This is a genomic window from Flavobacterium urumqiense (genome assembly GCF_900108015.1).
Taxonomy (GTDB): Bacteria; Bacteroidota; Bacteroidia; order Flavobacteriales; family Flavobacteriaceae; genus Flavobacterium; species Flavobacterium urumqiense.
This window is the reverse complement of sequence record NZ_FNVP01000002.1, coordinates 136,285-150,982: the sequence shown is the minus strand read 5'-3', so window position 1 is coordinate 150,982 and position 14,698 is coordinate 136,285. Positions and strand designations below refer to the sequence as shown.

Annotated in this window: 12 protein-coding genes; 8 read left to right on the top strand and 4 right to left on the bottom strand. The window is 34.0% G+C overall.

The features are described from left to right. Positions 1 to 5 precede the first annotated feature (5 nt). The 7 genes from C4S35_RS03835 (at position 6) to C4S35_RS15700 (ending at position 8,155) form a co-directional block, all read left to right on the top strand. A complete protein-coding gene (locus C4S35_RS03835; RefSeq protein WP_103998910.1) occupies positions 6 to 2,540 on the top strand; it encodes a heavy metal translocating P-type ATPase in 2,535 nt (844 codons plus the stop codon). Between the two features lie 194 nt (positions 2,541 to 2,734). Continuing rightward, positions 2,735 to 3,184 (top strand): universal stress protein, encoded by a 450-nt coding sequence (locus tag C4S35_RS03830; protein ID WP_103998909.1) that lies wholly within the window; start codon positions 2,735 to 2,737, stop codon positions 3,182 to 3,184. Positions 3,185 to 3,388: 204 nt separating this feature from the next. Continuing rightward, positions 3,389 to 4,009, top strand: a complete 621-nt coding sequence (locus tag C4S35_RS03825; protein WP_103998908.1) for a membrane or secreted protein — start codon at positions 3,389 to 3,391, stop codon at positions 4,007 to 4,009. A 181-nt stretch (positions 4,010 to 4,190) separates the two neighbouring features. Then, positions 4,191 to 6,896, top strand: coding sequence for a multicopper oxidase domain-containing protein (locus tag C4S35_RS03820; protein WP_103998907.1), 2,706 nt, complete (start codon positions 4,191 to 4,193; stop codon positions 6,894 to 6,896). Between the two features lie 111 nt (positions 6,897 to 7,007). Next, entirely contained in the window at positions 7,008 to 7,145 is a 138-nt protein-coding gene (locus C4S35_RS15570) for a hypothetical protein (protein ID WP_159916646.1), read from the top strand. A gap of 61 nt (positions 7,146 to 7,206) precedes the next feature. Then, the gene (locus tag C4S35_RS03815; RefSeq protein ID WP_103998906.1) at positions 7,207 to 7,593 is read left to right on the top strand and encodes a DUF302 domain-containing protein; all 387 of its coding nucleotides are present in this window, start codon (positions 7,207 to 7,209) and stop codon (positions 7,591 to 7,593) included. A 388-nt stretch (positions 7,594 to 7,981) separates the two neighbouring features. Beyond that, positions 7,982 to 8,155, top strand: coding sequence for a hypothetical protein (locus tag C4S35_RS15700; protein WP_167386505.1), 174 nt, complete (start codon positions 7,982 to 7,984; stop codon positions 8,153 to 8,155). Between the two features lie 158 nt (positions 8,156 to 8,313). Here the strand turns inward: C4S35_RS15700 and C4S35_RS03810 are convergent, their stop codons facing one another. The 4 genes from C4S35_RS03810 to C4S35_RS03790 all read right to left on the bottom strand — a co-directional run bounded on the left by C4S35_RS03810 (position 8,314) and on the right by C4S35_RS03790 (position 12,591). Further along, positions 8,314 to 8,493 carry a hypothetical protein gene (locus C4S35_RS03810; RefSeq protein WP_103998905.1) on the bottom strand — a complete coding sequence of 60 codons (180 nt, stop codon included), beginning with the start codon at positions 8,491 to 8,493 and terminating at the stop codon, positions 8,314 to 8,316. A gap of 580 nt (positions 8,494 to 9,073) precedes the next feature. Then, positions 9,074 to 10,525, bottom strand: a complete 1,452-nt coding sequence (locus tag C4S35_RS03800; RefSeq protein ID WP_103998903.1) for a flavin-containing monooxygenase — start codon at positions 10,523 to 10,525, stop codon at positions 9,074 to 9,076. Between the two features lie 427 nt (positions 10,526 to 10,952). Then, positions 10,953 to 11,306 (bottom strand): hypothetical protein, encoded by a 354-nt coding sequence (locus C4S35_RS03795; RefSeq protein ID WP_159916643.1) that lies wholly within the window; start codon positions 11,304 to 11,306, stop codon positions 10,953 to 10,955. Positions 11,307 to 11,343: 37 nt separating this feature from the next. Next, positions 11,344 to 12,591 (bottom strand): AAA family ATPase, encoded by a 1,248-nt coding sequence (locus C4S35_RS03790; RefSeq protein ID WP_103998901.1) that lies wholly within the window; start codon positions 12,589 to 12,591, stop codon positions 11,344 to 11,346. Positions 12,592 to 13,079: 488 nt separating this feature from the next. Between C4S35_RS03790 and C4S35_RS03785 the strand changes: the two genes are divergently transcribed. Further along, entirely contained in the window at positions 13,080 to 14,405 is a 1,326-nt protein-coding gene (locus C4S35_RS03785; RefSeq protein ID WP_103998900.1) for a trigger factor, read from the top strand. Positions 14,406 to 14,698: the final 293 nt, after the last annotated feature.

Genomic DNA, 14,698 nt, shown 5'->3' with positions numbered 1-14,698 from the left:
ATCTTATGATACATACTTACACTGTTACTGGAATGTCATGCGACGGTTGTCGTTCCAAAGTCGAAAAAACATTGAATGCTATTGATGGGATTCAAACAATAGTTACTTTGGATCCTCCAATGGCAACGATAACAATGGATAAACACATTCCCACTGCTCAATTACAAGACGCATTGACAGCTGCTGGAAAATATACAATAGAAATGAATAATGGGGTTGATTCTCATGTAACGACGGAGAAATCAACAGAAAAATCGTGTTGCAGTTCGAATAAACCACAAGAGAAACCAAGAATAGCTTTACCAAGCAATGCGCAAGGCAAATATTATTGCCCGATGCATTGTGAGGGTGAGAAAGTCTACGATAAACCGGTAGATTGTCCCGTTTGCGGAATGGATTTGGTTAAAGAAGCAACGATAATAAGTAGTAAAACGATGTACACTTGTCCGATGCATCCTGAAGTTGTCAAAGAAGGTCCTGGTTCTTGTCCCATTTGTGGAATGGATTTAGTACCAATGGAGCCGACAGATGCTGAAGAAAATAAAGTTTATGATGACTTAGTGCGTAAAATGAAAATCGCCGTATTTTTTACGGTTCCTATTTTTATTATTGCCATGTCAGATATGATTCCAAATAATCCATTAATGAAAATTATGGATGCTTCAAAATGGAATTGGGTACAACTAATTTTGTCCCTTCCGGTAGTTTTTTATGCGTGTTGGATGTTTTTTGAGCGCGCTTGGAAATCCGTTATTACCTGGAATCTCAATATGTTTACACTTATCGGAATTGGTTCCGGAGTCGCTTTTCTATTTAGTTTGGTTGGGTTATTCTTCCCAACTATTTTCCCAGATGAATTTAAAACGCATGACGGAACGGTTCACCTTTATTTCGAAGCAACAACAGTCATATTGACATTGGTTTTATTGGGACAGTTATTAGAAGCCAGAGCACACAGTCGTACTAGTGGTGCGATAAAAGAATTATTGAAATTAGCGCCAACCGAAGCCACTTTAGTTATTGACGGAGCTGATAAAGTAATCTCCATTCATGATATCAAAAAAGGAGATTTATTGCGCGTGAAACCGGGAGATAAAATTCCGGTTGATGGGAAAATTACCGATGGAGAAAGTACTATCGATGAATCGATGATTTCAGGAGAACCGATCCCTGTTGATAAAAAAATTGAGGATTCCGTTATAGCGGGAACCATAAATGGGAACAAATCCTTTGTTATGATTGCTGAGAAAGTGGGTTCAGAAACCTTGCTTTCGCAAATTGTGCAAATGGTAAATGATGCCAGCCGTTCCAGAGCCCCCATTCAAAAATTAGCCGATAAAATAGCTAAATATTTTGTGCCAATTGTTGTCTTAGTTTCCTTAATTACTTTTTTTGTTTGGGCAAAATTTGGACCGGAACCAGCAATGGTTTATGGATTTATCAATGCCATTGCGGTATTGATTATTGCCTGTCCGTGCGCTTTGGGGTTAGCTACGCCTATGTCGGTCATGGTTGGCGTTGGGAAAGGAGCACAATTGGGAGTTCTGATAAAAAATGCAGAAGCATTGGAAAATATGAACAAAGTAAATGTTCTGATTACCGACAAAACAGGAACGATTACTGAGGGAAAACCTTCTGTTGAAAAAGTATTTTCCCTGCAAAATGACGAAAATGAACTTTTGCAAAGTATCGCTTCCTTAAATCAGTATAGCGAACATCCTTTGGCGCAAGCCGTAGTCAATTTTGCAAAAGGGAAAGAAATTGCATTAATCGAGGTAAAGGATTTTGAAGCAATTTCAGGAAAAGGAGTTGTTGGTACAGTTACCAATAAAAAAGTAGCGCTGGGGAATAGAAAATTAATGGAACAAGTGAATGTTACGGTTTCTGCAGAACTGGAAAATCAAATTATTGCGGAACAAAAACTAGGGAAAACTGTTTCTTATATTTCAGTTGACGGAATTGCTGTGGGATTTGTATCAATCACTGATGCTATAAAAGCAACAAGTGTTGAAGCTATAAAAGAATTAATTCGTCAAGGTGTAGAGGTAATAATGCTTACCGGAGATAATGAAAACACCGCAAAAGCAGTCGCTCAGGAATTGCATTTAAGTTCCTATAAAGCGGGTTGTTTACCTGAAGATAAACTGAAAGAAATTAAACGATTGCAAGGGGAAGGAAAAATTGTAGCTATGGCGGGTGACGGAATAAACGATGCTCCAGCTTTGGCGCAAGCTGATGTTGGAATAGCTATGGGAACCGGAACGGATGTTGCTATTGAAAGTGCCAAAATAACGTTGGTGAAAGGTGACTTACAAGGGATAGTAAAAGCCAAAAACTTAAGTCATGCGGTGATGCGAAATATCAAACAAAATTTATTCTTTGCCTTTTTCTATAATGTGTTAGGAATACCAATTGCTGCGGGCATTTTGTATCCGTTTTTTGGAGTTTTGCTTTCACCAATGATTGCGGCTTTGGCAATGAGTTTCAGCTCGGTTTCTGTTATTGCAAATGCATTGCGATTGCGAAATTTAAAGCTTTAATTTAAAGAAGCCGGTATATTTGTTTTTTGAGGTACATGTTGTATTAAAGTTCATTAAGAATTAGGATTTGATTGTTTTAAATTTAAAAAATCATAACTGAATGTGCCGAAATTGTCTTAAATTTATAATATAATTTTAATTAGTTTTATTTTTTAATTATCTCATTTTCAATAACTAATAAATACTGTAGTCAAATGAAAATAATTTTAGCAACTGATGGTTCGCCTTTTAGTGCAGCAATGGTAAAAGAATTTGCTCTTAGACCTTTTCCTTTAAACACAAAAGTGAAAATCATCTCCGTTTATGAAGGAGATAGGCTCATGAATGTGGCTCCAATGGGTGTTTTAACGGAATATTACGACGACGCGGGTATGAATTCTTTGAAATTTGCAGAGAATTCTGTCGCAGAAGCAGCGGAAATAATAAGAAATAAAAATCCTGAAATTGCAGTTGTAACAGAGGTAATAGAGGGAGTCCCTAAAACTGCTATTGTCGATGAGGCCGAAAAGTTTCGCGCTGACCTTATTGTTCTTGGGTCACATGGTTATGGTTTTGTTGAACGTCTTTTATTAGGATCAGTTTCACAGTCCGTTGCACTTCATGCAAAATGTTCTGTTGAAATTGTACGTAAAAAAACAAAATGAAAGTATAACAGTAACTTAATATAAAAATGGGGAAGTGATTTTATATTTAAGAGAGAATGAAATTCGGTTAGTTGGCTAGCCTTTTATTATTGAATAACGAAAAGGAGTAATTATATAATTTTTTTTCAAAATTCAATAAGAGTTTGTCTCTTTAAAACGCGGACATTTATAGGATTAATAGGTTTAACAAATAAATTTAAAATCATGAAAACAGTACAAAAAATTGCAGTATCGTTCGGATTAATCGCTCTTTTATATTCCTGCCAGTCAACTAATCAGGTTCTCTCAAAATCAGACAAGAGAATGGAAATTATGAATGAGATTGCTAATAATGAAAGTATGTCTAAAGAGATGATGGGTATACTTATGAACAGCAAAAGTGGTATGATGATGATGCAGGAGAAGGAAAAGGAAATGATGAAGGATGGTCATGCAAAAATGATGACAATGATGAAGGAAAATCCAGAGATGATGAAAAGTATGATGTCAGAAATGATGAAGAATAATCCAGAAATGATGAAAGAGAATCATGCTAAAATGATGGCAATGATGAAAGAAAATCCGGAAATGATGAAAGGTATGAAATCAGAAATGATGAAAGGAATGAAGGATGACCCCGAAATGATGAAAAATATGATGTCAACAATGATGGAATCATCAAAAGGGGATGATGCCATGATGTCTGAAATGTGCAAGGAGATGATGGGGAGCGAGAAAATGATGAAAATGATGGACAAAATGAAAAAAGAAAAAATGGACATGAATAAAATGAAGGCGATGGATAAAAAACAGGAAAATAAAGAAGATCATAAAGCGCATCACTAATTTAATACTATAGAATTATGTTGAATAACGGTAACGGAGAAATGCACATGGGGGAATACTCTTTCATGGGAATGCACCCATTTTGGTTAATTTTAGTGATTGTGCTGCTTCTTTTTGCATTGGTAATGTTAAACCGATTTAGAAAAAGAAAATAAGAATTACAAAATTTAGAATCCTATAAATGAAAAGATTAATAGTAATGTTGATTCTGACATTTTATTCTTTTGCGCAAGCGCATGAGACGAATATGTCAAAAAAAGAAAATGCACAAAAAGTGCAAGCAACAACTTATACCTGCCCAATGCATCCTGAAATTCATGCGAACAAACCTGGAAATTGTCCGAAATGTGGGATGGCATTAGTAAAAGAGAGGACTAAAGTTATAAAGAAAGAAGTTAGGAAGCCACAAAGCATGAAAATGCCATACAAAAAAACCTCTAAAAAAGAGCCTGTTGCACAAGAAAAGATGGACAATAAAGAGGCTCCCAAAGGGAATGATATGAGCAATATGGCTATGCCAAAAGCAGAGTTAAACATAAAAAAAGTGGTAAACAACACACCGCCACGAACGGTTCGTTATGATTTATATGTTAGGGATACCATCGTAAATTTTACAGGAACTCCTAAACGAGCTATTGCAGTAAATGGCCAGATTCCCATGCCAACACTTACGTTTACAGAAGGAGATACAGCTGAAATTCATGTGCATAATGAATTGAATGAAGATACTTCGTTGCATTGGCACGGTCTCATGTTACCCAATCAATATGATGGTGTTCCTAACCTTACACAAATGCCCATAAAGCCGCATACGGAACATATATATAAATTTCCGATCATTCAAAATGGGACACATTGGTACCATAGTCATACTGGTTTACAAGAGCAAATTGGGATGTATGGTTCCATGATTTTGAACAAACGAGAAGACCTTAATATTCCAACAATTCCGGTGATTTTAAGTGAATGGACAGATATGAATCCTGAGAATGTGCACCGCATGTTGCATAATGCTACGGATTGGTTTGCAATTCAAAAAGGAACAACCCAAAGTTATTCGGAAGCTATAAAAGCGGGACATTTCAAAACTAAAATAGCCAACGAGTGGAAGCGCATGAATGCGATGGACGTAAGTGATATATATTATGATAAATTTTTAATTAACGGAAAAAGTGAAAGTCAATTGGCGCAATTTAAAGGAGGAGACAAGGTGCGTTTGCGAATTTCAAATGGTGGCGCCTCAACGTATTTTTGGCTTACCTATGCCGGCGGAAAAATAACCGTTGTGGCCAATGATGGTAATGATGTGGAGCCAGTTGAAGTTGATAGATTACTCATTGCAGTTTCTGAAACTTACGATGTTATTGTAACTATTCCCGCTGATAAAACGGCTTATGAATTTTTAGTAACATCAGAAGATCGAACAAAATCAGCTTCCTTGTATTTAGGAAATGGCATCAAGCAATTGATAACTCCCTTGCCTAAACTTAAATATTTTGAAGGCATGAAGATGATGAACGGAATGATGAAAATGAACGGTGACTTAGATGATATGGGGATGCAAATGTCCCTCAATCAAATGGATATGAATGTGGTAATGTATCCAGAAATTACCGGCCCAGCAACGAAAGGGGAAGCTCAAAAAGAAGGTGAGATGGATCATTCTTCGCATGATATGGGAAAAATGAAAATGGATAATTCTTCTGCAAAAAAGGACATCATGAAAATGGACGATTCTTCTGCAAAAAAGGACATCATGAAAATGGACGATTCTTCTGCAAAAAAGGACATCATGAAAATGGATGATTCTTCTGCAAAAAAGGACAGCATGAAAATGACAGAAGAGGACTATAACAGTAACGAACTTTCAGACATTACGACTTTGAATTATGCGATGCTTAAATCATCAACAAAAACAACGCTTCCAAAAGATGCCCCGGTTAAGGAATTAAAATTTGAACTAACGGGAAATATGAACCGCTATGTTTGGAGTTTAGATAATAAAGTAGTCTCAGAAACCGATAAGATTCTAATAAAAAAAGGAGAAAATATTCGGTTGATTTTACATAATGGTTCCATGATGCGCCACCCGATGCACCTGCACGGACACGATTTTAGAGTGCTCAATGGACAAGGTGATTATGCGCCCATGAAAAACATTATTGACATCATGCCAATGGAAACCGATACGCTGGAATTTGCAGCGACAGAGAGCGGTGATTGGTTTTTTCACTGTCATATTTTGTATCACATGATGAGTGGAATGGGTCGGGTTTTTAGTTACGAAAATTCTCCCGCCAATCCAGAAATTCCAAATCCAAAATTAGCACAACGCAGATTATTTGCTGATGACAGAGCTTTTCATCTTATGGCAGAAAATGATTTTGCCACTAACGGGAACGATGGGGAGGTTATGTTATCTAATACACGTTGGAGTATTGGTACTGAATGGCGTTTGGGTTACAGTGATCATCATGGCTATGAGACCGAAACCCATATTGGACGTTACATTGGGAAAATGCAATGGTTGATGCCGTTTATTGGTTTTGACTGGAGATACAGAAAAATGAAAGAGGGAGAAATGGAGAAAAATATTTTTGGTCAAGAAAGTACTAAAGATAAACGAGCAGTTGTAAGTTTAGGATTTGAATATACACTGCCAATGCTAGTGAAATTTCAAACAGAAGTTTTTAGTGATGGAAAAGTCAGATTGCAGTTAATGCGAAATGATATTCCTGTCTCAAAAAGATTGCGAATGAGTTTAATGTGGAACACAGACAAAGAATACATGGCAGGATTGCGCTATATTGTTAAGAGAAATTTTGGAATTACAACCCATTACGATAGCGATATGGGATTAGGTTTTGGATTGAATCTCAATTATTAAAAGATAGAAGAAGCGTTCTATAGCGGGAGAAATATTTTGTACAGTTTGGGTTCATTGCAGATTTGTATCTTTTGTTATTTAAAATTTTGTTTAATATTTAAAATATCAATTATGTTGAATAACGATAATGGAGAAATGCACTTGGGATCTTACATGTTTATGGGGGTACATATTTTTTGGTGGTTTTCAATAATCGTTTTAGGACTGGCATTATTGGTGGCAGCTCACAGATACAGGAGAAGAAAGTGATCTTGAATTAGGACTCAATAATTAATTGAAATAGATTTTAACTTATAAAAATAAAACAATCATGGAATATTATTTTAATAAAACAATTACAGACAGTTTCGAAAATGCGATTCAAAAAGTTACAGAAGCACTCAAAAAAGAAGGATTCGGAATATTGACAGAAATTGATTTGAAAGCGACTTTAAAGAAAAAATTGGATGTAGACTTTTATAATTATACCATACTGGGTGCTTGTAACCCGCCATTTGCTTACAAAGCTTTGATGGCAGAAGATAAAATAGGTACAATGTTGCCTTGTAATGTAATTGTTCAAGAGAAAGTGGCAGGCCAGATAGAAGTATCTGCAGTTGATCCTGCAGCTTCAATGCTGGCAGTTGAAAATAAGGAACTTGTTGAAATCGCAACAGAAATTAGAGATCGATTAAAGAAAGTAATAGAACAATTGTAGTTTTGAATTTCAAATTTTGAATTTCAAATTTTAAATGCTAATTGTTTTCGAGCTTTAAATACTTACAGGTGTTAATACCAATCAAAATCAACTTCCATTTTTACTAAAAAATTGAAGTTGATTTTTTAGATTACTACACATTATTCTTTAGATTTGTAAAATAAAATTAACAATAAAATGGTTTAAAGTCTGGAGAGGTAATGATGTTTGTAGTTTATAATATAATTTAAAAAAAACGCACGGCTAGTGACGTTTATGTAACATGTTTGCTAAAAATATGTGAATTATGTAATGATGGTCTCTAATTGTGTTACATTTAGTCAGATTTACAATGTTATTTTTACTTTACCGAAACATATTAAGTTCGGAGCAACTTTAAATTATACATATGAATAACCCTTCAGCACCAAAGAAAATTACCTGGATTATAGGATTGATTTGCGGTATACTTGGAATCATCGGACATTTTGCACATATTCAGATTTTATCGGAAAATAGCTTCACACTATTGCTTATTGGTTTCGTTGTTTTGGCAATAGGAACTACCGTAAAAGGAGTTTAAATAAATAAAAATTTAGCTGATAAAAGCGGTTTCATATTTCTTAGGGTTTGTTATACTCAACACTTTGCGGAGCTTGGTGTTTTATAAGATGAAAAAAGCTAGGTTTTACTCCTAGCTTTTTTGATTTACTGTCGCGCATTATATTTGCAAGAGTCAAATCAATCTTTTTTATGTTGTTCCGTGTGATTTTGATTTCCGTTAATCTTATGGTCTCCCACGTTCATTCCGTTTGACATTCCGATCATAAATGCGGTAATGATTAGAATGATTTTTCTTTTTACCCAAAGAAAAGGGCGTTTAGAATGCTCTAAACATGGTTTGTTGTTGTGTTTATACATTTTGTAAATGATAAATGATTAGACATTTGTTATCATCTTTATGCATGGAATTTCATAAATGCGGAGAAAGAATTATCTAGGCTGTGTATATACTTTTATAGGAGTTTCTGCAAGTAATTGTCTCATTTATAAAAATGTATTGAGATGCAAATGAACTTACTTTTTGATAAAGTAACGTCTGTAATTTAAGTAGAACCGTAATTTGAAGACTATAACTATCTTGAAATTGGAGATAAACTAAGTGAAATAGGAATGATATTTTTTCAGACGGATTTGCCTGATTGAACACATATAATTTTGAACCCTTATAGTTTAATTCTCTTCTAAGAATTACGTTCGAGAATTGATAGTAATCTGCAGAATTTGATTGAGAGTCTAAGATACCATCATTTGCAATCAGGCCAAAAGCCAGAAAGAGTGAAATGAGATATTTTAAATATTTTTTCAATCTATTTAATTTGAAAATTATTAATATGTTATATGACGTTCCTATGTTTTGTTAGGATCTTGGAGCTAAAATACCATTTATTTTCGGATTATTAATACCCAATTCTTTACTATCCGGACTCTTGAACCTTCTTTACTTGAAAAACGTAAGTCGTTTGTCTTTAACGGCATTCAAGCGAAGCATTTTATAATCCAGCACATAATTTTGGTAAATACGCCAAGGTGCTTTGTTTCCTTGACTAGGAAGAGTATTCGCTGCTCTGTAAATGTAGCCGGAATTCAGGTTGAGTAGTGGAACCGGTTTTAAATTTGTCTCGACTACTTTTGCCTGCACCGCTTTATAATGGTGTTTGTCCAAATACTTTAAAACCCGAGATATATATTCGCTGGTAAGGTCACTTTTCAACGTCCACGAAGCATTAGTATAGCCAACAAAAATAAAGAAGTTGGGCAGGTCGCTTAACATGAGGCCTTTATAGACAAAAGATTTTGAAACATCAAAAGGTTTCTCATCCACTTGAATTTTTACGCCTCCAAACGCCACTAAATCAAGTCCAGTTGCGGTGATTATAATGTCAGCGGCCAGTGTCTCCCCCGATTTTAGTAAAATTCCATTTGTTAAAAAACAATCGATATGGTCAGTAACTACTGATGCGTTCCCTTTTCTGATGGCTCTAAAAAAATCTCCGTTTGGCGCAATGCAAAAACGTTGTTCCCATGGATTGTAATTAGGTATAAAATGAGGGTCCACGGGAAAGTTACCCAAAGCTTTTTTAGCCCCTTTTATGATGAATTTTTTCATTGCCTCCGGAAAGAACTTGCACAGATTAAAAAAGACAATAGCGTAAAAAATATTTTTATAACGAATCAGTCTATAGGCTACTTTTTTTGGGAACAGGCTTTTGAGGCGAGCAGCAATTTTGTCTTTATTGGGTAAAGCAGCAATATAGGTTGGCGATCGTTGCAGCATAACAACTTGTGCACCTTCGGCGGCAAGCTCCGGAAGGATGGTCACAGCAGTGGCGCCGCTGCCAATTATAACCACTTTTTTATTGGCAACATCTAATTTTTCAGGCCATTTTTGAGGATGGACAATTTCACCTTCAAAACGGGATTGATCCTTAAATTCAGGAGTGTACCCTTTGTTATAATTATAATAGCCGCTACAGCTAAAGATAAACTGGCACCTATAAACTGTTTCTTCTTCCGTAACGGTATTTACGGTAGTGACCGTCCATGATTTTTTTTCTGTATCGAAGTTATAAGAAAGAGCGCGTTGATTGTAGATGATATGCTCGCGCACTTTATATTCGTCTGCGGCTTCATTCAGGTATTTTAAAATAGAAGGTCCGTCTGCGAAAGACTTTTGGTCTTCCCATGTTTTGAAGGAATAGCCAAAAGTATACATATCCGAATCGGAACGGATTCCAGGGTATTGAAACAAACTCCAAGTTCCTCCAAGTTCCGCTCTAGCCTCTAAAATAACATAGTTTTTGTCTGGATTTTTGCGTGACAAATGACAGGCAGCGCCTATACCGGATAATCCTGCTCCTATTATAATAATATCTGTATGATTAGTATTCATGTTTTTATTTTAGAATTAAATGCTGTTGCAAAATACAAAATTGTAGCAATAAAAAAACACCATTACATTTTCTTAAGTAACGGTGTTTGTAATTGATATGAAAACCTTTTAAAGTGAAAAGTGAGAGCAACTCTCTAAAGTGCTGCTCAAAGTCTCCAGACATTGCGTAATTTTTTTGTAATTTGATTTAAGGAAAAAACAGTATAAAGTTTCCTGACTTTTTGAAGTTTTAGGTTAGAATGGTTTTGTAAAGCGAAATGAACAATAAAATGTTTTAAAGTCTGAAGACTAAATGGTGATTGTTGTTTTTAAGTTGATTTTTAAAGGGGTGCAAAGTCAGGAGACTTTGCGTAGCAGGTCGTTTGCGCAGCTCATGCGACAAATTTATTCTTTTAATGAACACTTTGCGGAGATGAGGGTAATTTTTTTAATATTTATCCCTAAAAGGAGAAGATTTTATTTCTAATTTAGAATTAAATTTTTTTCTAAAGTCTAATTTGTGATTCTGTATTTCAGAAGAGGACATTGGACTTCTAGTACATATAATATATGAAATTTTATTTCCCTTTTTAATATTTAAACTAAGGCGATTTATAGTTGATTTTATTTGCTCTAAAGCGTGTTCCAAATCTTGACCTTTCAATTCTATATAAAATTCAATTTCTTTTGCTATAAGCATAAAATCGCATCTTATTGAATTGTCATTTATCTCACATCCATCAACTCTAACACTTGTTGATTTAATGCTGTCAACATTCTCTAAAGTTAATTTACTTCTCATTTCTTGATAAACAAACAACTTTTGACTAGATATGTTTCTACAGCTCATCGTTAAATTCAATATCTAAAAGTTTATCAAATTCTAATGAGATTTCTTCTGATACAGAATCTAAAATAGATTGAGAAATTAAATTATTTTCGTTATTCATCAAATCTATTTTTTCATTATTTTTTATAGAATACACACGAAAATATTCGCTTTTTAATTGTTCTTTAGTCGGTACTATTTTTGCTACTAATTCTGTTTTTTCTGAAAAATTCCCGGCATAAATTAAATTATTGAAAGACGATAACACATATGGACTGTGGGTTGTGACAAATATTTGAAATTTTTTATTAGTGTTATTATTAAATGTTCTCGATAGTAATTGAATAATTCTTTTTTGAGCAGTTGGGAAAAGATGAGCTTCTGGTTCCTCTATATATAAAGTAAAGCCACTACCTCTTGAATTTATATAATTTAAGGCTTTTAAAATAATCATTAAAGGTAAAGTTTCTTGTTGACCAGAAGAAGCATTTGTTAAATTTACTTTCCTGGAATCTTTATGGACAAGAAAATCTTTTTCTTTTTCTCTAATGTAGTTACTATTTAAAACTTGTGAAATAAGCTCGTCGAATTCCTTGTCTGATTTCCCATCAGTTAAAATGTCATTATAAAAACTTTTAAAAGTTTCATAAAATGATCCAAATTCAATAAGGAATGGGTCTAAAGACCTATTGTCACTTAAAAACGAAAAAATACTATTTTGTATATTTGCAAAGAAACTTCGACCTGCAGGAATAAAAAATTGATCATAGGTTGCTATATCACCTAAATCATTTTTTATACAATTTTGTATTTTTTCATTAATTTCTCTTTTTATTCTAAAACTAGGTATCTTTCTGTTTTCTGAAAGTTTTAATTTTTCATCATTATAAATTTTCTTTCCCTTATTTTGTATTTTCTTTAAATTGTCGGAATAATCAAAGAATAATTTATTATTTGTCTTTTTTATAAATATTTCGACTTCATTAAATTTATAAGAAACGGCAAAATCATCTTTACTCCACGATTCTTTTGGAAAAAATGTAATAAAAGTGTCTTTTTGTTTTTTATCTAAGTCTCTTTTAGATTCTTGACTCTCAATACTTTTTACGATTTCATTAGTAAAATTTTTAAAAAAATATAATAATTTCACAGTTATACTTTTTCCTGATCCTTGAGGACCAATAAGAATGTTTATGGAATTAAATTCAAAATCCATTTTTTTAATTCCGCCAAAATTTTCAATATATATATATTCCAAAATTATTTTTCTTGTAAAGATATTGTTTTTATTTGTATTGAAAAGTTTTTTAAAAACTGTCCTTAATTAGTTTATAGCACTGATAAATTCATCCCAATCCGCCTAAAAGCGGGTTACTTTGTCTGATAGGCGTCAATGGTTATTTAATTTCAAATATATAAATAAATTATTACAAATTATCAAAATAACTTTATATTGTCGCATACTTCAAGCCGCGTGAAGGATGGCAGTGGAGCTATTTTATGGGCTGCCTTTTTTTGGCAGGCGATAAAAAGCGGGAACGTACAGCCTGACCCGCAGTTTTTACGGAGGGACACGCCCAAATTATTTTCCTTTTAATACCTGTAATTTTTCCAAATAAACAGCTAAAATTCAATACCGTTTTGTTCCGACGCCTCTCGATTGGGAACGTGTATAAAAAACTTGTTTGGGTTGCAAAAATTTTATAATTTTGCAGTCCAATTTTATTATGTAAATTAAAGAAGAAGATGGATATCAAAAGAGTAGCAATAGACGCTGTGACGGAAACAATTGTAATGACTGTTGTTCACATGGATTACAAAGGACAAGTAGCAAAAAGAATAAACGAAAAAATGCCTTTGGCAACGGTTAAGGGATTTAGAAAAGGTGCGGTGCCTAAAGATCTTGTTGAAAAACAATATGGTAAGGCAATTAAACAAGAAGAAATTCAAAAAGTGGTTGACTTGGCTTTAGAGCGTTTTGTTCAATCAGAAAGATTAAACCTTCTTGGAACGCCACTTCCTAAAGTAGACGAGCATTTTTCTTGGGATGCTGAAGAACTGGTTTTCGAATATGAAATTGGTTTGGTACCTAACTTCGAATTGGATTTAGAAGCTAAAAACAACATTGTAAAATATGTAGTTTCAGCGGATGATAAAATGATTGAAGGTCAGGTAGAACGTATTCAAAAACAATTTGGAACTGCAATTCCTCAAGAGGTTGTTGCTGCAGATTCAGATGTGACGGGAACATTCACTAACGAAGAAAAAGGAATTAATAACGCGACCACTATTGCTGCTGATCTTTTTAAAGACAAAGCGACTTTTGATTTATTCGTCGGTAAAAAAGTAGGGGATGTTGTGACTGTAAATACAAAAGATTTATTTGAAGACGTACATCAATTGATGGATGTGTTGAAAGTAAGTCATGATGAAGTTCACGAATTGGCGGTTGATGTAAACTTCACAATCGAAGCGATTAATACAGCAGAATTGGCGGAATTGAACCAAGAATTGTTCGACAAATTGTTTGGAGCTGGAACGGTTTCTTCACTTGAAGAATTGAAAGCAAAAATCAAAGAAGATGCTGAGACTCAATTTGCACAACAAGCGGATCAAAAATTACTAGGCGATGTAACGGAATTTTTAATCGAAAGTACCAAATTTGATTTGCCAGCTGAATTCTTGAAAAAATGGTTGCAAACTGTAGGAGAGAAAAAATTGTCTCCTGAGGAAGCTGAAGTTGAATATGTACGTTCTGAAAAAGGACTGCGTTTTCAATTGATCGAAGGTAGAGCATTGGCTCAATCGGACATCAAAATCACTTTTGAAGATTTGAAAACGTTCACTACAAAAAATATCCGTCAACAAATGGCGCAATTCGGGCAAACAAATCCTACTGATGAAGAAGTTCAAGGAATTGTGGCTAGAGTTTTGTCAAACCAAGACGAAGTGAAAAGACTTTCAGACCAAGTTGTTGCTGAAAAATTATTGGAATTGTTCAAAGAAAAAGCAAATCCTACCACTAAAGAAGTAACGTACGACGAATTTATTGCTGCGTCTTACGGAGAATAAATAGGAGTTTGTACTGTCATAAAGTCAAAAGTCAAAAGCCGTAAGAGCGCAAGTTATTATTAAAAATTTTATGATTTTATTACAAATACGAAACAATAAAAAATAGTTATATTTGAGCGTCAGAAAAAATATTTTTTGGCGCTCTTTTATTTCAATTAGTTGCGGGAGCCAATCCAGCTGTACGTTACAAGTTTTTTCTTCCGTTTCAGTTTTTTAAATTCCTGCAAGAGCTTCTTTCAGTCGCTTTACAAGAATAAAAAAACTAAAAAACGGAATTCAAAAAGCTTTTTACT

Bases quoted from the DNA above. Each gene is read 5' to 3' on its own strand.
- C4S35_RS03785 (WP_103998900.1), top strand. From the start codon at position 13,080: ATGGATATCAAAAGAGTAGCAATAGACGCTGTGACGGAAACAATTGTA.
- C4S35_RS03830 (WP_103998909.1), top strand. From the start codon at position 2,735: ATGAAAATAATTTTAGCAACTGATGGTTCGCCTTTTAGTGCAGCAATG.
- C4S35_RS03835 (WP_103998910.1), top strand. From the start codon at position 6: ATGATACATACTTACACTGTTACTGGAATGTCATGCGACGGTTGTCGT.
- C4S35_RS15570 (WP_159916646.1), top strand. From the start codon at position 7,008: ATGTTGAATAACGATAATGGAGAAATGCACTTGGGATCTTACATGTTT.
- C4S35_RS15700 (WP_167386505.1), top strand. From the start codon at position 7,982: ATGAATAACCCTTCAGCACCAAAGAAAATTACCTGGATTATAGGATTG.
- C4S35_RS03820 (WP_103998907.1), top strand. From the start codon at position 4,191: ATGAAAAGATTAATAGTAATGTTGATTCTGACATTTTATTCTTTTGCG.
- C4S35_RS03815 (WP_103998906.1), top strand. From the start codon at position 7,207: ATGGAATATTATTTTAATAAAACAATTACAGACAGTTTCGAAAATGCG.
- C4S35_RS03810 (WP_103998905.1), bottom strand. From the start codon at position 8,493: ATGTATAAACACAACAACAAACCATGTTTAGAGCATTCTAAACGCCCT.
- C4S35_RS03825 (WP_103998908.1), top strand. From the start codon at position 3,389: ATGAAAACAGTACAAAAAATTGCAGTATCGTTCGGATTAATCGCTCTT.
- C4S35_RS03800 (WP_103998903.1), bottom strand. From the start codon at position 10,525: ATGAATACTAATCATACAGATATTATTATAATAGGAGCAGGATTATCC.
- C4S35_RS03795 (WP_159916643.1), bottom strand. From the start codon at position 11,306: ATGAGAAGTAAATTAACTTTAGAGAATGTTGACAGCATTAAATCAACA.